Origin of the sequence: Cognatilysobacter bugurensis, from assembly GCF_014652095.1 — a bacterium.
GTDB lineage: Bacteria > Pseudomonadota > Gammaproteobacteria > Xanthomonadales > Xanthomonadaceae > Cognatilysobacter > Cognatilysobacter bugurensis.
This window is the reverse complement of the sequence record NZ_BMYD01000002.1, coordinates 520,695-544,342: the sequence shown is the minus strand read 5'-3', so window position 1 is coordinate 544,342 and position 23,648 is coordinate 520,695. Positions and strand designations below refer to the sequence as shown.

Annotated in this window: 16 protein-coding genes, 1 pseudogene and 1 riboswitch; of the genes and pseudogenes, 7 read left to right on the top strand and 10 right to left on the bottom strand. The window is 69.3% G+C overall.

What is annotated here, in order from left to right:
* Positions 1-21 precede the first annotated feature (21 nt).
* Entirely contained in the window at positions 22-681 is a 660-nt protein-coding gene (locus tag IE075_RS09540) for a protein kinase family protein (protein WP_189455803.1), read from the bottom strand.
* A 59-nt stretch (positions 682-740) separates the two neighbouring features.
* Here IE075_RS09540 and IE075_RS09535 point away from each other — a divergent pair, with 59 nt between their 5' ends.
* The gene (locus IE075_RS09535) at positions 741-2,738 is read left to right on the top strand and encodes a bifunctional DedA family/phosphatase PAP2 family protein (protein ID WP_189455801.1); all 1,998 of its coding nucleotides are present in this window, start codon (positions 741-743) and stop codon (positions 2,736-2,738) included.
* On the opposite strand, the gene IE075_RS09530 is transcribed toward IE075_RS09535, so the two are convergent.
* From IE075_RS09530 to IE075_RS09515, 4 genes are all read right to left on the bottom strand, one after another.
* Positions 2,724-3,299, bottom strand: coding sequence for an LON peptidase substrate-binding domain-containing protein (locus IE075_RS09530; protein WP_189455799.1), 576 nt, complete (start codon positions 3,297-3,299; stop codon positions 2,724-2,726). The two genes, IE075_RS09535 and IE075_RS09530, sit on opposite strands and share 15 nt — an antisense overlap.
* An 87-nt stretch (positions 3,300-3,386) precedes the next feature.
* A complete protein-coding gene (gene mpl / locus IE075_RS09525) occupies positions 3,387-4,778 on the bottom strand; it encodes a UDP-N-acetylmuramate:L-alanyl-gamma-D-glutamyl-meso-diaminopimelate ligase (RefSeq protein ID WP_189455789.1) in 1,392 nt (463 codons plus the stop codon).
* A complete protein-coding gene (locus IE075_RS09520; protein WP_189455787.1) occupies positions 4,775-4,981 on the bottom strand; it encodes a hypothetical protein in 207 nt (68 codons plus the stop codon). The genes mpl and IE075_RS09520 overlap by 4 nt, the downstream gene beginning before the upstream one ends.
* A 225-nt stretch (positions 4,982-5,206) precedes the next feature.
* The gene (locus IE075_RS09515) at positions 5,207-5,785 is read right to left on the bottom strand and encodes an adenylate kinase (protein WP_189455785.1); all 579 of its coding nucleotides are present in this window, start codon (positions 5,783-5,785) and stop codon (positions 5,207-5,209) included.
* Positions 5,786-5,942: 157 nt separating this feature from the next.
* Here IE075_RS09515 and IE075_RS09510 point away from each other — a divergent pair, with 157 nt between their 5' ends.
* The gene (locus IE075_RS09510) at positions 5,943-7,223 is read left to right on the top strand and encodes a 6-phosphofructokinase (RefSeq protein WP_189455783.1); all 1,281 of its coding nucleotides are present in this window, start codon (positions 5,943-5,945) and stop codon (positions 7,221-7,223) included.
* A 171-nt stretch (positions 7,224-7,394) separates the two neighbouring features.
* On the opposite strand, the gene IE075_RS09505 is transcribed toward IE075_RS09510, so the two are convergent.
* Positions 7,395-7,967 (bottom strand): hypothetical protein, encoded by a 573-nt coding sequence (locus IE075_RS09505; RefSeq protein ID WP_229792435.1) that lies wholly within the window; start codon positions 7,965-7,967, stop codon positions 7,395-7,397.
* A 210-nt stretch (positions 7,968-8,177) separates the two neighbouring features.
* Between IE075_RS09505 and IE075_RS09500 the strand changes: the two genes are divergently transcribed.
* From IE075_RS09500 to ppa, 3 genes are all read left to right on the top strand, one after another.
* Positions 8,178-10,205: a sodium-translocating pyrophosphatase gene (locus IE075_RS09500; RefSeq protein WP_189455780.1), complete on the top strand. Its 2,028-nt coding sequence runs from the start codon at positions 8,178-8,180 to the stop codon at positions 10,203-10,205.
* Positions 10,206-10,344: 139 nt separating this feature from the next.
* Entirely contained in the window at positions 10,345-11,985 is a 1,641-nt protein-coding gene (locus IE075_RS09495; protein WP_189455778.1) for a mechanosensitive ion channel, read from the top strand.
* A gap of 187 nt (positions 11,986-12,172) precedes the next feature.
* Entirely contained in the window at positions 12,173-12,721 is a 549-nt protein-coding gene (gene ppa, locus IE075_RS09490; RefSeq protein ID WP_189455777.1) for an inorganic diphosphatase, read from the top strand.
* A gap of 68 nt (positions 12,722-12,789) precedes the next feature.
* Here ppa and IE075_RS09485 read toward each other — a convergent pair whose 3' ends face one another.
* The 3 genes and pseudogenes from IE075_RS09485 to thiC all read right to left on the bottom strand — a co-directional run bounded on the left by IE075_RS09485 (position 12,790) and on the right by thiC (position 18,371).
* Positions 12,790-13,701: a helix-turn-helix transcriptional regulator gene (locus tag IE075_RS09485; protein ID WP_189455775.1), complete on the bottom strand. Its 912-nt coding sequence runs from the start codon at positions 13,699-13,701 to the stop codon at positions 12,790-12,792.
* Between the two features lie 2,128 nt (positions 13,702-15,829).
* Positions 15,830-16,150, bottom strand: a pseudogene (locus tag IE075_RS15990) (winged helix-turn-helix domain-containing protein); the annotation flags it as partial.
* Positions 16,151-16,475: 325 nt separating this feature from the next.
* The gene (gene thiC, locus IE075_RS09475) at positions 16,476-18,371 is read right to left on the bottom strand and encodes a phosphomethylpyrimidine synthase ThiC (RefSeq protein WP_189455771.1); all 1,896 of its coding nucleotides are present in this window, start codon (positions 18,369-18,371) and stop codon (positions 16,476-16,478) included.
* A gap of 117 nt (positions 18,372-18,488) precedes the next feature.
* Positions 18,489-18,583: riboswitch (TPP riboswitch) on the bottom strand.
* A 123-nt stretch (positions 18,584-18,706) separates the two neighbouring features.
* Between thiC and IE075_RS09470 the strand changes: the two genes are divergently transcribed.
* Both IE075_RS09470 and IE075_RS09465 read left to right on the top strand, forming a co-directional pair.
* Positions 18,707-19,654: a homoserine kinase gene (locus IE075_RS09470; RefSeq protein ID WP_189455769.1), complete on the top strand. Its 948-nt coding sequence runs from the start codon at positions 18,707-18,709 to the stop codon at positions 19,652-19,654.
* A 64-nt stretch (positions 19,655-19,718) separates the two neighbouring features.
* Complete coding sequence (locus IE075_RS09465) at positions 19,719-20,330, top strand: hypothetical protein (RefSeq protein WP_189455767.1); 612 nt, start codon at positions 19,719-19,721, stop codon at positions 20,328-20,330.
* 95 nt (positions 20,331-20,425) lie between these two features.
* Here the strand turns inward: IE075_RS09465 and IE075_RS09460 are convergent, their stop codons facing one another.
* The gene (locus IE075_RS09460) at positions 20,426-23,584 is read right to left on the bottom strand and encodes an efflux RND transporter permease subunit (RefSeq protein WP_189455765.1); all 3,159 of its coding nucleotides are present in this window, start codon (positions 23,582-23,584) and stop codon (positions 20,426-20,428) included.
* Between the last annotated feature and the right edge of the window lie 64 nt (positions 23,585-23,648).

Below are 23,648 nucleotides of genomic sequence, written 5' to 3'. Positions count from 1 at the left end.
CGTGTTCGGGGGCCGCGGCGCTTACGGCTTCGGGCCCTGCCCTTCGTTGTCTTCCCACTTCAATATGCGGCGGGTCACGAAGCGGTACACGGGCTTGCCGGTCACGAACCAGAGCTCGCGCACCCACGACCGGCGGCGCAGCACGCGGCGCTCGACCGGCGTGAGCGCGTCGCGGCAATAGGTGCGCTTGTGCTTGAGCAGATGGCGCAGGTCTTCGCGCGCGAGCAGACGCATCCAGCGCGAGCGCGGCGTGCCCCGTACGGCGAGCTGGAAGTCGATCAGCGCGGGCGTGCCGTCCGCGAGCACGAGCCAGTTGGCCTCCTTCGCAAGATCGTTGTGCGCGACGCCACGGCGGTGCAGCTGCTGCAGCAGGCGGCGCGCGCCGCGGAAATATGCGAGGTCGCCGTGAGGCGGGCGCTGGTACATCGCCGCGCCTTCCATGTAGCTGCGATCGAGGCAGACGCCGTCCCAGCGCAGCAACTGCGGCGTCGCCGGCATGCCGTCGATCGCCTGGAGCGCCCGCGCCTCGCGACGCGCGAGCCACCAGGCCGGCAGCCGCAGCCACAGCGGCACGCAGCGCAGGTCGCGGCGCACGAACAGGCCGGCGCCGTCGCGCATGAGGGCGATGCGGCCGAAGCTGTCGGCCTTGAGCGCGGCGACTTCTGAAATCGTCGTGGACATGCCCCGCAGTGTACGGCGTGGCGCGCAGCCGCTCAGGCAGGCGCTGCCATAATGGCTCGATGGACTCAGCCTGGTTGAACGCCGCGGTCGCCTGGATCGGCACCCATCCCGTCGCGGCCGGTGCGCTCATCGCGCTCATCGCGTTCTGCGACGCGATCGTCGTGGTCGGCATCGTAGTGCCGGCGCTGCCGCTGCTGATCGCCGTCGGCACACTCGTCGGACTCGGGCATATCAATGGCCCCTACGCGGCGGCGTGCGCGGCGGCCGGGGCGTTTATCGGCGATGCGCTCAGTTACTGGGTTGGGCGTCGGTGGGGACCGCAGCTGCGGCAGCGCTGGCCGTTCTCGCACTACCCGCAGTGGATCGACCGCGGCGAGGCCATGTTCCGCCGCCACGGGATCAAGAGCATTTTCACCGCGCGCTTCGTGGGCGCGGTGCGGCCGTTTGTCCCGGCGATCGCGGGCATGCTCGACATGCCGTTCCGCCGCTACGCGCTACCGAGCGCGGCGGCGTCGATCCTCTGGGCCGTGCTGTTCCTCGCGCCGGGCTGGGCGCTCGGTGCGTCGTACGACGCGGTGGCCGCGGTGGCCGACCGACTCGCGCTCGTGCTCGGCGCCCTCGTCGCGGCGGTCGCGCTGGTGTGGGCCAGCGTGCTCTACACCTGGCGCTGGTTCGCCGAGCACGCCGACAGCCTGCTCGCTCGCGCGCTGCACTGGACGCGCGCGCATCCGCGGCTTGGCCGCTACGCCGGCGCGCTGATCAACCCGAGCCGGCCGGAGTCGCCGTCGTTGCTGTTGCTCGCGGTGTGCCTGCTCGCCATCAGCTGGGCCTGGTTCGCCCTGTTCGCCTCGCTGCTCGCGAGCGACGGCCCGCTCGCGCTGGATGTGAGCGTGCACGCGCTCATGCATGAACTGCGCAACCCGCTCGCTGACCGCCTCATGGCCGGGCTCGCGAGCCTAGGCGACCCGCAGGTGCTCGGAGCCGCCGCGTTCGTTGCGCTGGCATGGCTGGTCTGGCGCCGACGCTGGATGGCGGCGGCGCACTGGCTGGCGGCGCTCGTGTTCGGTCTGACGCTGACGGCCTTGCTGGAGGCAGTGATCGACATGCCGCGTCCGGACACCGCCCCCGAAGGCTTCGGCTTTCCCTCGGTGGCCGTGACGATGACGACGATTGTGTTCGGCTTCTTCGCCGTGCTGATCGCGCGCGAACTGCCCAGCCGAACGCGCGTGTGGCCTTATCTGGTCGCCGGCGCGGTCACGACGGTCGTCGCGTTCGCGCGGCTCTACCTCGGTGCGCATTGGCCGAGCGACCTCGTCGGCGGCACGCTGTTCGGCATTGCCTGGCTGCTCGCGCTCGGCATTGCCTATCGCCGGCACGTCGCGCGCTCGTTCTGGATGAAGCCGCTGGCATGGGCGTTCTACGGCACGTTCGTGCTGGCCGCCGCGTGGCATGCACCGCGTGCGTCGGAGGCGGCGCTCGCCCGGTTCACACCTAACGTGCCGGTGCACGCCCTCGCCGCGGAGGCCTGGTGGGACAACGCATGGACGACGCTGCCCGCGCAGCGCAACGAGCGCGATCCGCGCCGCCGCTGGGCGCTCGATGTGCAGGTCGCCGGCCCGCTCGATCCGCTGCGTCGGCACCTCGAAGCGCAAGGCTGGCGCAGCCAACGTCAGGCGACCTGGGTGGACGCCGTGGCGCTGCTCGATGACGACGCGACGCGGCGCCCTGCGGTACTGCCGGCCACGCTCGACACCCGCGCGGAAGAACTGCTGATGCTGCGCCCCACTGGTGATGGCCGGCTCTACGCGCTGCGCCTCTGGCCCACCCCGGTCCGCCTCAACAGTGAGCCCGTGTGGCTCGGTACCGCGCAAACGCTGGAACTCACCCAGCCGTTTGGGCTGATCTCGCTGTGGCGGCCGCAGTCCGATGACGGCGCCGCGCATGCGCTCGTGCGCAGCGCGACGCGGGCGTTCGCCGCGCGCGAGGCGGTCCACCCGGATGGCAGCACGCCGGTGCTGCGGATCCGGACCGACGTGCCCAGATCAGTCGATCAGTGACAGCAGCCGCTGCAAGCGCGCGTGCGGGTCATCGAGCTGCAGCAGCGACTGGCGCGTCGCGTCCGACAGCGGCAGCCGTTCGGCGAGCCGCCAACCGATCCACGCCGCATCGTTGAACTGCCGCCCCGGCGCGCCGGCGTCGGGATCGCCCGCGCGTTCCAGCAGGCGCCGCACCACGTCGACGAGCGCGGCGTGCTCGGGCCGCACCGGCTCCTCGGGGTCGCTGTCGCACCAGTCGATCTCCGCGATCTGCAGGCCGTTGTCGCGCACGCGCATGCGCCGTGCGCGGAACCGCCGGGCGCCGCGCAGCCTGAGCATGAGCAGCCCGTCGGATGCCAGGTCGAAATCCTCGATCCGCGCTTCGGTGCCCACTGCGGCCGGCGATGCGACACCGCCGGACTCAGGCCCGTCGAGAATGAGGCACACGCCGAACGTGCGGCCGGTGCGGCCGCATTCGCGGACCAAGTCGAGGTAGCGCGCCTCGAAGACGCGCAAGTCGACCGTGCCGCCGGGCAGCAGCACGGTGTGCAGGGGAAACAGCGGCAGCGTTTCGATCGACATTGCGCGTTTTCTCGCGAACGCCCGGGTTCGAATTAGCGCGTCGACGCGAGCGAGCGCGTGAACGCAGCAAGCCGGAAGCCGTTGGCCTCAGCCGCCCTTCAACGCGGCCAGGAAACGTCGCGGCGCACCATCGAAGCCGCCGTTCGACATGAACACCACGTGGTCGCCCGCGTGCACGCGCTCGGTCAGTGCGCCGATGAGGCGGTCGACGTCGGGCGCGGTGACGCCCTGCCCGCGCAGCCCGCCGACCACCTTGCCCGCGTCCCACGCGAGCTCAGGCCGGTGCAGGAACACGACCTCGTCGGCAAGATCCAGCGACGGTGCCAGCGCATCGGCGTGCGCGCCGAGCCGCATCGAATTGCTGCGCGGCTCCATCGCGACCACGATGCGCGCATCGCCCACTTTCGCCCGCAGCCCCGCGAGCGTCGTCGCGATCGCAGTCGGATGGTGCGCGAAGTCGTCGTAGACGGTGACGCCGCCGTGCTCGCCGATCACTTCCATGCGGCGTTTGACGCTGCGGAACTCCGCAAGCGCGGACAGCACCGAGGCCGCGTCGACCCCAACGGCCTGCACGGCCGCCAGCGCCGCAAGCGCGTTCATCACGTTGTGCCGGCCCAGCAGGGGCCAGCGCACCTCCCCGATTTCGACGCCGCGGTGCACGACGGCGAATGCGCTGCCGTCCTCGGCGATCAGGCGTGCGGTCCAGTCGAAAGACGCCTGCGCGGCGGCACGCGGGATCTGGCTCGCGTCGAGGCCGAACGTCTCCACGGGCGTCCAGCAACCCATCGCGAGCACCTCGGCCAGATGCCGGTCCTCACCGTTGACGATGAGCCGGCCGCGCCGCGGCACCGTGCGCACCAGATGGTGGAACTGGCGCTGGATCGCGGCCACGTCCGGGAAGATATCGGCGTGGTCGTACTCGAGGTTATTGAGGATCGCGACGAGCGGTCGGTAGTGCACGAACTTGCTGCGCTTGTCGAAGAACGCGGTGTCGTACTCATCCGCCTCGACCACGAACTCGCGCCCGGTGCCCACACGCGCCGACACGCCGAAATCCTCGGCCACGCCGCCGATCAGGAAGCCCGGCTCGCGCCCGGCCGCCTGCAGCAGGTAAGTGAGGATCGTCGTCGTCGTGGTCTTGCCGTGGGTGCCGGCGACCGCAAGCGTGTCGCGGCCCGGCAGCAGGTGCGCGCTGAGCCACTGCGCGCCGGAGGTGTACGCGCGGCCGTCGTCGAGGACCTGCTCGACCGCGGCGTTGCCGCGCGAGAGCGCATTGCCGATCACCACCTCATCGCAGTCGGCGGAGATGTTCTCGGCGCGATAGCCCTGGCTCAGCACGATGCCGAGCTTCTCCAGCTGCGTCGACATCGGCGGGTAAACCGCCTGGTCGCTGCCTTCGACCTCGTGCCCGAGTTCGCGTGCGAGCGCGGCAACGCCGCCCATGAAGGTGCCGGCGATGCCGAGGATATGGAGTTTCATGTCAGTGCGCGCTTGAAGTCGATGACGAACGCGTCGCCATCGAAATGGACGAGATGCCCCAGGACTTCGGGCTTGATGTGAAAAGTCTTTTTGGTCGCACTCGCATCGCGCCCGCTGTCGACAATGACGCGGTCCACAGGTGTCGCGATCACGAGCCGCACCGGCAGGTTCGAATCGCGCGCGGCTTCGAGATGCCGGCGCAACGCGTTGTTCCCGGCCTTGTTACCGGCCTTGTTACCGGCCTTGTTACCGGCCCAGCGTGACAGGCAGCGCTGTACCGGAGTGTGTCTCGGTCAGGGCGAGAGAAGTACAGGCTCCAGCAACTGAGCACGAGCGCGCCATCGGCCGCGATTGCGGACACGGCGCATTGCGCGTTCGGAAGCTTTGCGCCGTAAGCCGCAAAGCATTCCGTGAACGTTTTCACCGGCTTAGCCGACCGCTTTTACCGGCGCGATCGCTTCGACGATGCGGGTGAACACCTCGTCCAGCGAACCGACGCCGTCGACGATCGTGAGCTGGCCATGCTGGCGGTAGAACTCGACTACCGGCGCGGTCTGCTCGTCGTAAACCTTCAGGCGCGTGCGCACCGATTCCGGGCTGTCGTCGGCGCGGCCTTCGGCCTTCGCACGGCCTGCAATGCGCTCGACCAGCAGTTCGTTCGGCACTTCGAGCTGGACGGCGCAGTCCACCGGCGTGCCCAGACGCTCGAGCATCGTGTCGAGCGCGGCCGCCTGCGCGAGGTTGCGCGGGTAGCCGTCGAGGATGAACCCGTTTGCGGTGTCGGGGCGCGAGAAGCGGTCTTCGAGCATGCCAAGCAGGATCTCGTCCGAGACCAGCTTGCCGGCGGCCATGACTTCCTTCGCCTCAAGGCCGAGCTTGCTGCCGGCCGCGACTTCCGCGCGCAGCAGGTCGCCGGTCGAGATATGGGGCACCTGCAGGTGTTCCTTGAGCCGAGCTGCCTGCGTGCCCTTGCCGGAGCCGGGCGCACCCAGCAGTACCAATCGCATCGATGTCGCTCCTGAATTCATCGGAATGCTTCGCGAGAATGCTTCGCGGCGCGGCGCCGCCGCCTCGACGGGGGCGGCGCTACACTGCGCGACGCATCCACCGACGGGCACAACCGGGGCCACTTTACCGCATCCCGGCCAGCCCCCAAGGACCCGCATGGCCCGCGAACGCTTGACCGTCCCTTCACGAGGCACGCTGTTCTACGCCCAGTCCGGCGGCGTCACGGCGGTCATCAACGCCACCGCCTCGGCCGTGATCACCGCCGCCCGCGCGCGCAAGCTGCGCGTGCTCGCCGGTCGCAACGGCATCCTCGGCGCGCTGCGCGAGGAGCTCATCGACACCTCGCACGAGTCCGCGGCGACGATCCGCGCGCTCGCGCACACGCCCGGCGGCGCATTCGGCTCGTGCCGGGTCAAGCTCAAATCGCTCGAGGACGACCGGCCCAAGTACGAGCGCATGCTCGAGGTGTTCCGCGCGCACGATGTGCGCTGGTTTCTCTACAACGGGGGCAACGATTCGGCCGATACGGCGCTCAAGGTCTCCAGGCTCGCGGCCGAGTTCGGCTACCCGCTCACCTGCATCGGCGTGCCGAAGACGGTCGACAACGACCTCGCGGTGACCGACACCTGCCCTGGATTCGGCTCGGCGGCGAAGTACACCGCGGTGTCGGTGCGCGAGGCCGCGCTGGACGTGATCGCAATGGCCGACACCTCGACGAAGGTCTTCGTCTACGAGGCGATGGGCCGCCACGCGGGCTGGCTGGCCGCGGCCGCCGGCCTTGCGGGGCGCGAGCTCGACGAGGCGCCGCACATCATTCTGTTTCCCGAACGCGAGTTCGACCAGGCGGCGTTTCTCGCGCAGGTCGATGCGACGGTGGCGCGCGTGGGCCACTGCGTCGTGGTGGCCAGCGAGGGCATCCGCACGGCCGACGGACGATTTGTCGCCGACGCCGGCGGCGGGAAGGACGCGTTCGGACACACGCAGCTCGGCGGCGTGGCGGCGTGGCTTGCCGGGCGCGTGAAGGATGCGCTCGGGCACAAGGTGCATTGGACGCTGCCCGATTACCTGCAGCGCTCGGCGCGCCATCTCGCGTCGGCGACCGACCTCAAGCAGGCCCAAGCGGTTGGCAAGGCCGCCGTCGAATACGCGCTCAAGGGGATGAACGGGACGATGCCGGTCATCGTGCGGACGTCGGATGCCCCGTACCGCTGGACGGTCCGCCCCGCTCCGCTCGAAGAGATCGCCAACCACGAGAAGACGATGCCGGACGGCTTCATCCGCGAGGACGGTTTCGGCATCACCGACGCGGCGCGGCGTTACCTCGAGCCGCTGATCCGCGGTGAAGCGCCGCCGCCGTACGGGCGCGACGGGCTGCCGAAATACGTGCGGCTCGCAAACCGGCTGGTGCCGCAGCGGTTGCCGCCCGCCGGCTTTTGAAGTCGGCGGAGGCACGGCGCGGGGCATTTTCAGTACTTCAGGGCTGCACGCCGATCCCGCACGAACGCTGGCCAGCCGCTGTCAAACAGCCACCGCCCCGCTTTCTTCGACAGCCCGACGCCAAGCAGACGCCCAACATCGAGGACGAACCGGCTAAGCCCGTAGAGGCCGTCAGCTGCACTTCCCCTCAACGACCACCTGCGCCGCAAACTGCGGCACCGCGGCAACCTGATCGGCTTGCGCAGCCTTCTGCGCGTCCTGCAGGTACAGGCGCGCACGGCCCTGGGCGTCCAGTTTCGGCGGTGACACGTCGACCGCCTTGTGCCACACGCGCACGACCGCGCGCTGCGCCGGGCAGGCGGCGTTCGGCACCCGGATCTCGTCATTGAAGACCCATCCCGATGCGACCGACGGCTTGACCTTCGAGGCGTCCACGAGGCGGGCACGCGGCTGGCAGTTCGGGCGCGAACGCGCGGCGGCGAATGCGTAGGGCTGCGCCGCGTCGCCGGTGAAGCGGCCTTCCAGGCGCGCGCAGGCTTCCGGAATCGTACGAAGCGTGTGCGCGACGCCCGGGTCCTGGGCGGTGGCGTCCGGCCGCACGATCTCCGGGGTCGCGGCAGCCGGCGGCGCCGCCCACGCGGGGCCGACGGCCACGCCGCACCAGGCAACGAATGCGACTGCGACGAAGCGGGCCCGGCCCGTCGAGCAGACGTCATGCGAACAGCGGCGGGTTTGGGCGGACATCGGCGGCTCCTGCGGTGGGTCGGCGGCGACGCTCGCATGCGCTGACTGAATCGCGCTTCACGCATTACCCCCGGTGGGCCTGTGCGATAGTCGGAACGCCGCGCGATGGCGTCCCGGCGCACCGGGTCCCGGATCGGGAGCACGCGGCATCACAACCGAAAGCAGACGTTCCGTTGTCCCGTGATGTATCCGCTTCCAAGGGAGGGGTCCATGCTGGAGCAGTACGGTTTGTCCCTGGCGCTGGCGTGCGCCGTCATTGCGATCCTCTACGGGATCGTCTCCGCGCGCTGGATCACCGCGCAGCCTGCCGGCAACGAACGCATGCTCGAGATCGCCGGCGCGATCCAGGAAGGCGCACGCGCTTATCTCAACCGCCAGTACACGACGATCGCGATCGCCGGCGTGGCACTGTGCCTGCTCATCGGTTTCTTTCTCGACTGGCTCAGCGCGATCGGCTTCGTGATCGGCGCGGTGCTGTCGGGTGCGGCGGGCTACATCGGCATGAACGTGTCGGTGCGCGCGAACGTGCGGACCGCGGAAGCCGCGCGCCGGGGCATCGCACCGGCGATGGACGTGGCGTTCCGCGGCGGCGCGATCACCGGGATGCTCGTCGTGGGCCTCGGCCTGCTCGGCGTGGCCGGCTACTGGTGGGCCTTGCTCGCGATGGGCACCGAGCCTGGCGAAGCGCTGCATGCGCTGGTCGGGCTCGCATTCGGCTCGTCGCTGATCTCGATCTTCGCGCGGCTTGGGGGCGGCATCTTCACGAAGGGCGCGGACGTCGGCGCGGATCTCGTGGGCAAGGTCGAGGCCGGCATCCCCGAGGACGACCCGCGCAATCCTGCGGTGATCGCCGACAACGTGGGCGACAACGTCGGCGATTGCGCCGGAATGGCCGCGGACCTGTTCGAGACGTATGCGGTCACCGTGATCGCGACGATGTTGCTCGGCGGGCTGATGGCCACCGAGGTCGGGCCGAATGCCGTGCTCTACCCGCTCGTGCTCGGCGGCGTGTCGATCGTCGCGTCGATTCTTGGCTCGCTGGTGGTCAAGGTCAAAGATGGCGGGTCGATCATGGGGGCGCTCTACCGCGGCGTGATCGTGTCGGGCGTGCTTGCCGCGATCGCGTTCTGGTTCGTCACCGCCGACATGATGGGCGGCTCGCCGCTCGGCGCGATCGACCTGTTCCTATGCGCGCTGGTCGGGCTGGTGCTGACCGGCGCGATCATGTGGATCACCGAGTACTACACCGGCACGCAGTTCAAACCCGTGCGCCACATCGCGCAGGCGTCCACCACGGGACACGGCACGAACATCATCGCGGGCCTCGGGGTGTCGATGCGGTCGACGGCGCTGCCGGTGCTCGCCGTGTGCGCCGCAATCTGGGGCGCGTTTGCACTCGCCGGTCTTTACGGCATAGCGATTGCGGCCACGTCGATGCTGTCGATGGCCGGCATGATCGTCGCGCTCGATGCGTACGGGCCGATCACCGACAACGCCGGCGGCATCGCTGAAATGGCCGAGCTCCCGCCCGAGGTGCGCGCAGTGACCGACCCACTCGACGCGGTCGGCAACACGACGAAGGCGGTGACGAAGGGCTATGCGATCGGCTCGGCGGCGCTCGCGGCGCTTGTGCTGTTCGCCGATTACACGGCCAACCTGCAGGCAAACAATCCCGGCGAGGTGTTCACGTTCGACCTCTCCGACCACGAGGTGATCATCGGCCTGCTGCTCGGCGGCCTGATCCCGTACCTGTTCGGCGCGATGGCGATGGAAGCCGTCGGGCGCGCGGCGGGGGCTGTCGTCGAGGAAGTGCGCCGCCAGTTCCGCGAGATCCCCGGCATCCTCGAAGGGACGGGACGCCCGCAGTACGACCGCGCGGTCGACATGCTGACCAAGTCGGCGATCAAGGAAATGATTCTGCCGTCGCTGCTGCCGGTCGCGGTGCCCGTGCTCGTCGGCCTGCTGCTGGGGCCGAAAGCGCTCGGCGGGCTTCTGATCGGCACGATCGTCACCGGGCTGTTCGTCGCGATCTCGATGACCACCGGCGGTGGCGCTTGGGACAACGCGAAGAAGCACATCGAAGACGGCCATCACGGTGGCAAGGGCAGCGAGGCCCACAAGGCCGCGGTCACCGGTGACACGGTCGGCGATCCATACAAGGACACGGCGGGCCCGGCGATCAACCCGCTCATCAAGATCATCAACATCGTCGCGCTGTTGCTGGTGCCCGTGCTGTAGCGAGCTGCCGAAGCGCCACGCTCCGAAGCGGCCTGCGGGCCGCTTCCTTTTTGCGCGACATGGCATTCACTTGCGGTTCTGCATCGTGCCGCGACCGGCAGGCCGTGGGTCTGCTGCCTGTGATCCAAGGAGAGCGTCGATGCAACCGGTGACTTGGCAAGACTCCCTCGAACGCTCGCTCGGCGTGTACTTGCCGAGCATTCTGGGCGCGCTGGCGATCGTGCTGATCGGCTGGCTCGTCGCACTCGCGCTCAGCGCTGCGACGCGCAACCTGCTTGCGCGCGTCGGCACGAACCACCGGCTGGCGACGCACACGCAATCGCACGTGAACTTCGAGCACATCGCAAGCCGCATCGTGTTCTGGGCGGTGCTGCTGCTCGCGCTGATTGGCGCATTCAGCGTGCTGCGCGTGGAAGGGGTGTCCGGGCCGCTATCGACACTGGCGACGACGGTGATGATGTACCTGCCGCGACTGCTGCTGGCGTTCGCGCTGGCCGTGCTGGCCTGGCTCGTCGCGACCGTCGTGCGTTCGATCGTCAACCGCGCGCTCGGGGCGACCAAGCTCGACGAGCGGCTGTCGCAGGGCGCGGACATGCAGCCGATCTCGAACACGATGGGCAACGTCGCCTACTGGCTCGTGCTGCTGCTGTTCCTGCCGGCCATCGTCGGCACGCTGCAGATCGACGGGCTCATGGAGCCGCTGACCGGCATGACCTCGAGCCTGCTCGGGATCCTGCCGAACCTGTTCGCGGCGGCGGTGATCGCGGTCGTCGGCTGGATCGTCGCAAAGGCCGTTCGCGGGCTGGTGACCAACCTGCTCGCCGCCACTGGCATGGATCGCTTCAGCCAGGGCCACGAAGCCACGCGCGGCATGAAGCTGTCGCAGCTCGGCGGCACGCTCGCCTTCATCCTCATCATCGTGCCGACGCTGATCGCCGCGCTCGATGCGCTGCAGATCGAGGCGATCTCCGAGCCGCTGACCGGCATGCTCGAGATCTTCCTCTACGCCGTGCCGAACGTGCTGGCCGCCGCCGCGATCCTGTTGATTGCATGGTTCCTCGGCCGCTTCGTCGCCGAACTGGTCACCCGCCTGCTCGCGAACCTGGGCTTCGACCGCGTGCCCGAGCGGATCGGCCTCGGCCATGCGTTTGCGCCGACCAGCCAGTCCGACGAGCCGACGATCGCGGTGACGGACACAACCCTCTCGACCGGCGAGACCGCTGGCACGCCGGGCATCGACGTGCCACTTTCGTCGACCGGCACCACCACAGTGCGCCCGACCAGCACGATGACCCCGGCTCTTCGCAGCCCGCGGGTGTCGCTGTCCGAGCTGGGCGGCCGCGTCGCGCTGTTCTTCATCATGCTGTTCGCCACCGTCGAGGCGGCCTCGCTGCTCGGCTTCGAGGGCGTCCACGATCTGCTCGAGACGTTCATCGAGTTTGGTGCGAACGTGCTGCTCGGCCTCGTGATCTTCGTTGTCGGCTACTGGCTGGCCGACCTGGCTGCCAATGCGATCCAGCGCGCGAACCGGGACAACTCGATCGGCCTGGCCCGCATCGCGCGCGTTGCGATCCTGGGCCTCGTCATCGCGATGGGCCTGCGCGCGATGGGCATTGCCGACGAGATCGTCAACCTCGCGTTCGGCCTAGTGCTCGGCGCCGTGGCGGTGGCCGTGGCGCTGGCGTTCGGCCTCGGCGGGCGCGATGCGGCCGGCCGCATCGCCCAGCGCTGGGCGGACCAGTATCTCGATCGCGACAACGGAAACCCGCCGCAGGGCTGATCCGTCGCGCGTCGAGCCTTGCCTTGCGGCCCCGCTCCGGCGGGGCCGCGTCGTGTCCGGCCTCGTGCACCCCGAACGTATCCCGCACTGCAACACGCCGCACTGCAGCATGGGCGGCGGTTAGAATGCGCGCCCGTTTTCCTGCCCACGGCCGCCGGCCGGTCGGGCGTCATCACTGGAGCTCCGAATGGGCCTGTCCCTCGTCCCCACCGGCAAGAACCCGCCGGACGAAATCAACGTCATCATCGAAATCCCGAAGGACGCCGAGCCCGTCAAGTACGAAGTGGACAAGGAGACCGGCGCGATCTTCGTCGATCGCATCCTGTCGACGCCGATGCGCTACCCGTGCAACTACGGCTACGTGCCGCACACGCTTTGCGGCGACGGCGACCCGGCCGACGTGATGGTCATCCTGCCGCTGCCGCTGGTGCCCGGCTCGGTGATCCGGTGCCGCCCAGTCGGCGTGCTCAAGATGAGCGACGAGGCCGGCAGCGACGAGAAGCTGCTCGCGGTCCCGGTCGACAAGGTCTTTAACGGCTACAGCCACGTCGACGACATCGGCAAGGTCAGCCCGCACTGGTGCGAGCGCATCGGCCACTTCTTCGAGCACTACAAGGATCTCGAGAAGGGCAAGTGGGTGAAGATCGAGGGCTGGGGCGGCGCCGAAGAGGCAAAGTCGATCCTGCGCGAGGCGATCGCCCGCTACGAAGCGAGCGCCGAGAAGCCGAACTTCTGATCCGGCATCGCAACGACCACGAAAAAGGCCGCCCGAGGGCGGCCTTTTTCGTGCGGGATCAACCCGTATCAGGCGGCGCGACGCGCCTCGGGAGCCGGCAGGCGGCGCACGGCGGCGCTGCGGTAGCGCGAGGCCGACACGCCAAACCGGGCGCGGAAGGCCCGCGAGAAGCTGCACGGGTTGTCAAAGCCACTGGCCGACGCGACCTCGCCGATCATCATCGAGGTCGTGCGCAACAGCTCGGCGGCGTGCTCCAGGCGCAGGCGGGCGGCGGCGGCCTGGGGGCTTTCGTCGAACAGCGCGTGGAACGTCTTCGAGAAATACCAGCTCGAGAAGCTCGTGAGCTCGGCGAGTTCGGTGATGCGCACCATGCGGTCGCAGTGGCCCTCGAGATACATCAGCGAGCGCTGCAGCCGGGCAAAGACCTGGCGCTTGCGGTTGCGCGAACGCCCCGGGCAGCGCTCGACGCGCGCCGCGAGGTCGGCCTGCAGGCCGGTGAGGTGCAGCAGCAGCGGCCACAGCGCGCCGACGTCGGCGGCCGCACCCGGCTCCTGGGCCGTGAGGCGACGGGAGGCTTCGCGCCACAGGCGCAGCGTGGTGCGTGCATCGCTGCGGCTCACGTGGCCGCGGCCCGCATAGAACGTGGAGTCGGCGAGGCGGCCGATCGTGCGCAGTGCGTCCTGCGTCAGCGACAGGCCGATGCACACGCCGTGGCGATCGCTCTGCAGCGCGGGGCGCGAGTCACGTTCGAACGCGATCCAGTCACCGCTGCGCAGCCGGAAGCGACCTTCCTTCGCCTCGATCCAGCTGCTGCCGCGCAGCTGGAGCCACAGCGTGAACACCGCGCCGGTCTGCACGCTGCCAAGCCGTGAGACCCCGACGCAGCGGGCCGGTACCGTCGGAGACGGCTCGAGCTGGAGCTGCTGGCCGCGATCAGCCCAGTTCGGGCCGGTCGCTGCAGCGGAAACATGAACATCCATCGCAAACCCCTGTGTCTGGATCAGGCGATTCGTTTTGCCGAATCCGCGCGCCAGTTGCAGGAAATTTGCCGGAGACTTGTCCGAATTTGTCGCGAAAGAATTACGAAACCACAGTTCTATTAAATTTCAATCACTTGCCCGCACCAGGCCACAGCGCCTCGGGTGAGCTCGGCAAGGTCATGAAGCCGATATCGCCGCCGAGCGACTCGGAAATCGAGACGAATGCGTAGCGCCCGTCGCCCGAAAGGCTCAGTCCGCTGCTCGCGGCGATCCGATCGGTGTCGAGGCAGCGCGAGATTTCGTTCGCCTGCGCACTGGACTCACCCGTCCCCAGCACGGTCATCCGCGCCCCGCAGCCGGGAGTGCGCTGGATCACCACGACCGAGCCATCGGGCGCGACCGTCCACTGCCGGAAGCGCAGCACCGCCGGCTGCTCGCCCGGCAGGGCGCGGATGCTCCCCGGTGACAGCGAGAGGTCGGCCTGGGTCAGACCGGCCCGCCCCGGTCGCGTGAACAGGACGCGGTTCCGAGGTGCGTCGACGTGCGCAAGCGACACGTCGTCGATCGCCGCGAGCCGGCGCCACGGTGTCGCCGACCGATCGTAGAGCACGAGCTCCAGGCGACCATCGCCCGTGCCGGCCACGACCAGCACGCGCCGCCCGTCGCCTGGGACATACGCGGCCTGCACCGGCTCGCCCGATGGCACCGGCAGCCGCGCCACCCGGCCGCTCGCAGGTGTCACCTCGAACAGGCCTGGCGCGCCGCCGCGGGGCACCGTGCCCACCACGAGCAGGCGCTCGGAGTCGGCCGACCAGTCCGGCAGGAAGCGCGTCTCCGGCAGAACCCCTTCAATGAGCCTCAGCGAGTCGGGCTTTTGCAGGTCGCCCCACCAGAGCCCGAAGCGGCCTGAACGATCCGACGCGAACGCGAGTTGGCGGCCGTCCGGGGCAATCGCCGGCAACCGGTCGCGCCCCGAAGACGGGAACAGGCGCTCCGGCGGCGTCACGCCGGTGAGGTCGAAGCGGTACAGGCCGAAGTAATTGCGCTGCTGGGAGAACGCGAGCCCGGGGCTGCGCGCCGCGATCGCAGGCTGGTCCCCGTCGCCGATGCCGAGGTCCTGCACGAGGCCGGTGTCGAGATCGAGCCTGTATAGACGGCTCTCGCTCTCGCGCCAGCGCGAGAACACGAGCGCCCGGCCGTCGGGGGTGAAGTCCCACTCGCCGATGTCGGTGCGCAGATCGGTGAGCCGGGTCGCGTGGCCGCCGCCGGCGGGGATGCGCCAGAAGTCGCCGAGCGGGGAATTGCGGACGAACACGATCCAGCGGCCGTCCGGCGAGTACCGCGGGAACGCGTCGATGTCGCGCGGGTTCGCCGCGTAATCGACTGCGCGCCACTCGCCGCTCGCGAGATCGAGCACGCGCAGTCCGCGGTTGTCACCGAGTGTGCCGCGACTGCCGAAGATCAGGCCGCGGCCGTCGTGGGTCCAGTCGAAGCTCGGGCGGTTGTCCGGGTCGCAGCGACCGACCCGACGACCGGTGCCGCCGTTCGCCGGCACCACCATGATCGTGCACTCCTCGCCGAGCCGGACGCGCTCGAACGCGATTTCGCGACCATCGGGCGACCACGCCGGCGCAATGTCGTCGGCGCCGGCCGGGGGCTGGGTGAGCTGGCGGGGCGGGCTCGGTGCGGTGGTCTGGACCATGATCGCCGTGCCGCGCTGCCCGGTCGGCAGGGCGAAGTACGCGACCATCGCCGCGTCGGGCGACAGGCTCGGCCCGCCTTCGAAGCCTGGGGAGGACGTGATCAGTCGGTAATCCGGCCGCTCCACCGCCGGCAGCGCATGCACGAGGCGGTCGCTGGCAACCTGGTCGGGCGTGGTTGGGGCCGGATGATCGCGCGATGCGAGCAGCGCGTACGCGAGCGCGACGAGCGCGATCGCGCCGAGCACTGCGCCGATCCACGCGAGCCGGCGCCGCAGCGGAGAAGGCGTTGGCACCGCAGGCGATGCAACGGCACGGACGGGCGACTCGGCCGTGACCGACGGCTGATATGCGGCGGCGGTCGAGACGGTTGCGGCGACGGGCTCCTCCGCGCCGAGCCACTCAGCCGGTGCGAGCAGTCGATACCCGGTCTTTGCGATCGTCTCGATATAGCGCGGATCGCCGCGCTCCTCGCCGAACGCCTTGCGCAGCGAGGTGATCGCCTGCGTGAGCACGTCGTTCGTCGGCAACGTGTCCGGCCAGACCTCGGCGAGCAGCGCATCGCGCGTCACCACCCGTCCCTGCTGGTCGACGAGCGCCAGCAGCACGCCCATGGCCTTGGGGGTGATGCGCGACGGCCGACGCGCGCCCGGCACGTGCACCTCTCGCAAGGGCACGTCGACGTGGCACTCGCCCACGCGCAGTCGATCAGACGGCAGGCGCGGCGATGGTTCGGACGGTCTGGGCATGGACCCCGGATCTGGGTGACGGCGCCGGGCGGTGCCGAACGGCGCAACCCCGCGCGCGTTCCCCCGGGCGGCCCGGCGATCCGCCCCGACGTGCAGTTTAAGGCCAGCCGATGAACGGCGGCGCGTGCCGGCCGATCGGCACGGCGATGCCCGTGCCGCCGTCGGGCGTCACGGGTCGAGCCTCTTACACCTCGGACGCCGCGGTCCGGGTCCCGCCACCGACGAAAGGCCGGTGCGTCACCTGCCGACGGGCGTGCAACGCCACGCAACGCCGTGAAGCACGGGCGCGCCGCACAGGACGCGCCTCATGCCCACCCGACCGTGCTCAGGCCTTGTGGTAGACCTGCGCGCCGGTCGCGCGGAACTCCGCGGCCTTCTCGGCCATGCCCTGCTCGATCGCCGCCGCATCGGCTGGCGCGGCCGCCGCTTCGGCTTCCTGACCGGCCGCGTAGTCGCGCACGTCCTGCGTGATCTTCATCGAGCAGAAGTGCGGGCCGCACATCGAGCAGAAGTGCGCGGTCTTGTGCGCGTCCTTCGGCAGCGTTTCGTCGTGGTACTCCCGCGCCCGCTCGGGGTCGAGGCCGAGGTTGAACTGGTCCTCCCAGCGGAACTCGAAGCGCGCCTTGCTCATCGCGTTGTCGCGCGCCTGTGCACCGGGGTGGCCCTTCGCGAGATCCGCCGCATGCGCGGCGATCTTGTATGCCATCAGGCCTTCGCGCACGTCGTGCTTGTTCGGCAGGCCCAGATGCTCCTTCGGCGTGACGTAGCAGAGCATCGCCGTGCCGAACCAGCCGATCATCGCCGCGCCGATCGCGCTGGTGATGTGGTCGTAGCCCGGCGCAATGTCGGTGGTCAGCGGGCCGAGCGTGTAGAACGGCGCTTCGCCGCACTCGCGCAGCTGCTTGTCCATGTTCTCCTTGATCATCTGCATCGGCACGTGGCCGGGGCCTTCGATCATGGTCTGGACGTCGTGCTTCCACGCGATCTTCGTCAGCTCACCGAGCGTCTCGAGCTCGCCGAACTGCGCGGCGTCGTTCGCATCGGCGATCGAGCCCGGACGCAGACCATCGCCGAGCGAGAAGGCCACGTCGTAGGCCTTCATGATTTCGCAGATGTCTTCGAAGTGCGTGTAGAGGAAGTTCTCCTTGTGGTGCGCCAGGCACCATTTCGCCATGATCGAGCCGCCGCGGCTGACGATGCCGGTGACGCGCTTCGCGGTCAGCGGCACATAGCGCAGCAGCACGCCGGCGTGGATCGTGAAGTAATCCACGCCCTGCTCGGCCTGCTCGATCAGCGTGTCCCGAAAGATCTCCCAGTTGAGTTCCTCGGCGCGGCCGTCGACCTTCTCCAGCGCCTGGTAGATCGGCACCGTGCCGATCGGCACCGGCGAGTTGCGGATGATCCACTCGCGGGTTTCGTGGATGTGCTTGCCGGTCGACAGGTCCATGACCGTGTCCGCGCCCCAGCGCATCGACCACACGAGCTTTTCTACTTCCTCGGCGATTCCCGACGACACCGCGGAATTGCCGATGTTCGCGTTGACCTTGGTCAGGAAGTTGCGGCCGATGATCATCGGCTCGCTTTCGGGGTGGTTGATGTTGTTCGGGATGATCGCGCGCCCGCGGGCGACCTCATCACGCACGAACTCGGGCGTGATGAGCTTTTGGATATTCGCGCCGAACGTCTCGCCGGCGTGCTGGCGCAGCAGGTGCGCCTCGCGAATCGCCTCGATGCGCTGGTTTTCGCGGATCGCGATGAACTCCATCTCGGGCGTGACGATGCCCTTGCGCGCGTAGTGCATCTGCGTGACGTTCGCGCCGGCGAGCGCGCGGCGCGGCAATGGGCGCAGCGGGAAGCGCACGTGCGCGAGCTTCGGGTCGTGCTCGCGCTTGCGGCCGAACTCCGAACTCAGACCCGACAGCGCCTCGGTGTCGCCGCGCTCGGCGATCCACGGCGCGCGCAGCGGCGCGAGGCCCTGCGCGAGATCGATCGATGCGGTTTCGTCCGTGTACGGGCCGGTGCAGTCGTAGACGGTGAACGGTGCGTTCTCCTCGCCGCCGAACAGCGTACCGGTGCGCTGCAGCGAGATCTCGCGCATCGGCACGCGGATGTCCGGGCGCGAGCCTTCGACGTGGATCTTGCGAGAGCCCGGGATCGGGCGTACGACGTCGGCCGAGAGCTGCTCGGCCTGCTGCAGAAGTTCGGAGGGCACTGCGTTCATGGGATTCGTCCGCTGCTGGAAAACGCCGCTCGCGAGGAGCGGGCTGTCGCGTTGCGCGACCTCCGGTCAAGGACGGCGCGGGCAACGCATCGCGAGCGGCGGCGCACGGACACGCTCACGCGCACCGGCGAAGCTTCCCTACGGCGGTCTCAACCGCATCAGGTTCCAAGGGACTGTCTCAACCGGCCAGGCCGGTACCCCCGCTTCGGCGGGCATTTGACCACGGCGCGGCCGGTGCAGCCAGCGCCGCCACGGATCCAAGCGGCGCCTCATTAATTAGCCGGATAATCCGCGGCCGCCGCGCCTCCCGTGCGGACCTCGCGGATGCGCCCCTGATGACCAACCCTGTCCCGCCCGCCCTGACCGCCACCGCCACGGCCCCCGCTGGCGTCGGCAACATCGGCGTCGGCTTCGACCTGCTCGGTCACACGATCGACGGCCCACGCGACAGCGCGACCGTGCGTCGCATCGACGCCTGCGAAGTGCGCGTGGTCGCGGTGCGCGGCGACGGGCCGAACGTCGAGCGCATTCCGTTCGACCTCGAGCGCAACACGGCGGGCCTCGCGGTGCGCGCGCTGCATGCGGGGCTCGATCTCACGCACGGCTTCGAGATCGAACTCGACAAGGGCATTCCGATCGGTGCCGGCCTCGGCGGCTCCGCGGCATCGTGCGTCGCGGCGCTGGTCGCGGCGAACGCGCTGCTCGATCGGCCGCTCTCACGCGTCGGGCTGTATCCGTATGCAATCGAAGGCGAGTCCGCGTCGAGCCAGAGCCGGCAGGGCGACAACGTCGGCCCGATGCTGCTCGGCGGCATCACGCTCGCCACGCTCACGCGTCTTGTGCCGCTGCCTGTGCCCGACTGGCTGCATTGCGTCGTCGTGCACCCCGATCAGGTGCTCGAGACGAAGCGCGCGCGCGAAGTGCTCACTGATCCGTATCCGCTGTCGACGGTCGTGCGCCACGGCGCGCATCTGGCGCTGTTCGTGACCGGGCTTGAGCGCGGCGATGTCGACCTGATTCGCGACGGGCTGCAGGACGTGCTTGTCGAGCCGCGGCGCGCGTCGCTGATTCCGGGCTTCACGCGGGTCCAGGCCGCCGCGATGGAGCACGACGCGATCGGTGCCAGCCTGTCGGGCGCGGGGCCGAGCGTGTTCGCGTGGTTCACCTCCCGCGAGGCCGCCGACGACGCCGCGCCGGCGATGCAGGCCGGTTTCGCGAGAGCGGGCTTCGACTCGCGCGCGTGGGTCTCGCCGGTGGCGGGTCCTAAGGCGGAGTTGGTTTGAGCCCGTCAATGCGTTGCACACAGACGAAGTGGGCACGACGCCGCGCATCGGCTAGCGTGGTGGCATGACGACCCGAACGCTGAGCACCCTCTTTCTCGCACTGGCCGGTTTGACCGGCTGCGCCACGGCACCATCGACACCCGCATCCACCGATCCACAGGACGCATTCTTCGATCGCGTTTCCGCGCTGTGCGGGCAGGCGTTCGAAGGCCGCGTCGCGACCGATTCGCCGGCGCCCACGGGTCCGGACCCGTTCGCCGAAGGACCGCTGGTGATGCACGTGCGCGAGTGCAGCCAGCGCGAGATCCGCATCCCGTTCCACGTGGGCGGCGACCGCTCGCGCACCTGGGTGCTCACGCGCACGCCCAATGGCCTGCGCCTCAAGCACGATCATCGACACGAGGACGGCAGCGAGGATGCGCTGACGCAGTACGGCGGCGACACCGCGTCGGTGGGCACCGCATCGCGCCAGGCATTCCCGGTCGACGCGGAATCGCGCGCGACGTTCACGCGCGAAGGCCGCACGGTATCGAACACGAACGTGTGGGCACTCGAGGTCGAGCCGGGCCGCACGTTCGTCTACGAGTTGGCGCGCCCGCAGCGGCTGTTCCGCGTCGAGTTCGACCTCACCCGCCCCGTTGCCCCGCCGCCCGCGCCGTGGGGCGCGAGCGACTGAGTCGGAACGACTGAACAGACGCGCGACCGAGCCCGGGCCTGCCGCACCCGTCGTTCAAACGCGACGCGCCGACCCGCAGCCGGCGCGTGCGGCGGTCAGGTGTTCGACGGCATCCGCACGCGGAACCACGCCGCGTACAGCGCGGGCAGGAAGAACAGCGTGAGCACGGTGGCCACGAGCAGGCCGCCCATGATCGACACCGCCATCGGCCCGAAGAACGCGCTGCGCGAGAGCGGGATCATCGCGAGGATTGCAGCGAGCGCGGTCAGCACGATCGGCCGGAACCGGCGCACCGTCGCCTCGACGATTGCCTGCCACGTCGCCGCGCCGGCCATGCGGTCGTGCTCGATCTGGTCCACGAGGATCACGCTGTTGCGCATGATCATGCCGGCGAGCGCAATCGTGCCGAGCATCGCGACGAACCCGAACGGCACGCGGAACACGAGCAGGAACAGCGTCACGCCGATCAGGCCCAGCGGCGCGGTGAGCAGCACCATGAAGCTGCGCGAGAAGCTGCGCAGCTGCAGCATCAGCAGCGTGAACACGACGAGCAGGAACAGCGGCATGCCGGCTGCGATCGAGCTCTGCCCGCGCGCGGAGTCCTCGACGCTGCCGCCGACTTCGACCGAATAGCCGTGCGGCAACGTGTCCCGGATCGCATCGAGCGTCGGCGAGATCTGCGCGCTCACGCTCGCCGGCTGCGTGCCGTCGTAAATGTCGGCGCGCACGATAATCGTGGGCTTTGCATCGCGGTGCCACACGATGCCGTCCTCGAAGCCGTACTCGAGCCGCGCGATCTGCGACAGCGGCACGCGGCCGCCGTTCGCGGTCGGCACCGACAGGCTGCCGAGCGTGTCGAGCCCGTTGCGCGCGACCTCATCGCCGCGCAGCAGGACTTCGACGAGTTCGTCGCCTTCGCGGTACGTCGCGACCGGCGCGCCGCTGACGCTGCCTGCGAGGAACTGCGAGAGTTGCGCCGAACTCACGCCGAGCGCGCGTGCGCGGTCCTGGTCGACCTGCAAACGCACGACCTTGCCCGGCTCGTCCCAGTCGAGATTCACGTTCGCGACGTGCGGGTTCTCCGCGACCTTCGTGCGCACCTTATGCGCGATCTCGCGCACGCGGTCGATGTGCTCGCCCGAGACGCGGAACTGCACCGGATACCCGACCGGTGGACCGTTCTCCAAACGCGTCACGCGCATCTGCAGTTCGGGAAAGCGCGGCGCAACTTCTTCGATGATCCAACGACGCAGATCCTCGCGTGCCTCGACGCTCTCGGGCAGCAGCACGAACTGCGCGAAGTTCGCGGCCGGCAACTGCTGGTCGAGCGGCAGGTAGAAGCGCGGCGAGCCGGTGCCGACGTAGGCCACGAAATTTGTGAGGTCCTTGCGCGTGCGCAGCACCGCCTCGAGCCGCTCGGCCTGTGCCTGCGTCGCGCGCAGCGAGCTGCCTTCGGCGAGCTCCATGTCGACCATGAGCTCGGGGCGCACTGAATCCGGGAAGAACTGCTGCGGCACGAAGCGGAACAGCAGCACCGACGCGACGAACGCGCCCGCGGTGATCGCGATGACGGTCTTGCGGCGGCGCACGCACCACATGAGCCAGCCACGCAGACGGCGGTAGAAGCCGGTGTCGTACGGATCGTGATCGCGCCCGTCGTGCGGCGGCGGCGCAATGAAGTCCGCGTACTTCGGGAAGCGCCGCGCCCACGCCTCGCGGCGCGCATGCCAGCGCGCGGCGAACGAGCCGGGTTTGAGCTTTGCCGCGTGGCCGTGGTCGGGCAGCAGCTTGTCGCCGAGATACGGAATGAACACGACCGCCGCGATCCACGACACCACGAGTGCGATCGTGACGACCTGGAACAGCGAGCGCGTGTACTCGCCCGTGCTCGATTGCGCGGTCGCGATCGGCAGGAACCCCGCAGCGGTGATCAGCGTGCCGGTGAGCATCGGGAACGCGGTCGACTCCCACGCGAACGCCGCGGCCTTCAGGCGGCTGAAGCCCTGCTCCATTTTGATCGCCATCATTTCGACCGCGATGATCGCGTCGTCGACGAGCAGGCCGAGCGCGAGCACGAGCGCGCCGAGCGAGATCTTGTGCAGGCCGACGCCGAAGAAGTCCATCACTGCGAACGTCATCGCGAGCACAAGCGGGATCGACAGCGCGACAACGAGGCCAGTGCGCCAACCGAGCGAGAAGAAGCTCACGAGCAGCACGATCGCAACCGCTTCAGCGAGCACGCGGACGAACTCGCCCACCGACTCTTCCACTGCTGCGGGCTGGTCGGAGACCTTTCGCAGCTCCATGCCCGCCGGCAGCGTGTCCTGCAGCGTCGCGAATTCCTGCTCGAGCCGCTTGCCCAGGCGCAGGATGTCGCCCCCTTCCTTCATTGAGACGCCGAGTCCGATCGCGTTCTCGCCCATGAAGCGCATGCGCGGTGCGGGCGGATCGGCGAAGCCGCGCGTCACCGTCGCGATGTCGCCGAGCCGGAACGTGCGGTCGCCGACGCGCACCGGAAATTCGCGGATCTCCTCGACCGATTCGAACCGCCCACCCACACGCAGCGCGACGCGGCTGCTCGGCGTTTCGACGAAGCCTGCCGGCGCGACGGCGTTCTGCTCGGCGAGCGCCTGTTGCACGGCCGCGACCGGGATGCCGAGCGTGGCGAGCTTCGTGTTGCTGAGCTCGATCCAGACCTTCTCGTCCTGCACGCCGATCAAGTCGACCTTGCCGACGTCGGGCACCTCGAGCAGCGCAAGCTGCACGCGCTCGGCGTAGTCCTTGAGCACCGCGTAGTCGAAGCCCTTGCCCGTGATCGCGTAGATGTTGCCGAACGTGTCGCCGAACTCGTCGTTGAAGAACGGCCCGACGATCTCGCGCGGCAGCAGCGGCCGCACGTCGCTGACCTTCTTGCGCACCTGGTACCAGAGGGGCGGAATGTCCTTGCTGCGCAGCGAATCCTTGGCGACGAAGATCACCTGCGACTCGCCCGCGCGCGAGTACGACCGGATGTACTCGTACTGGCCGGTTTCCATGAGCTTGCGCTCGATGCGCTCGGTGACCTGCTCGGCCACCTCGTCGGCGGTCGCGCCGGGCCACAGCGTGCGCACGACCATGACCTTGAACGTAAACGCCGGGTCCTCGCTGCGCCCGAGGCGCAGGTACGAGAACGCGCCTGCAATCGCGAGCACGAGCATCGCGTAGACGACGAGGCTGCGATGGCGCAGCGCCCATTCGGACAGGTTGAAACGCATCGGGGCGTGCTCGGGCAGAAGGCGACGCTTGCGCGACGCAGGGGGGGGCGGGTGGGACCGGCGC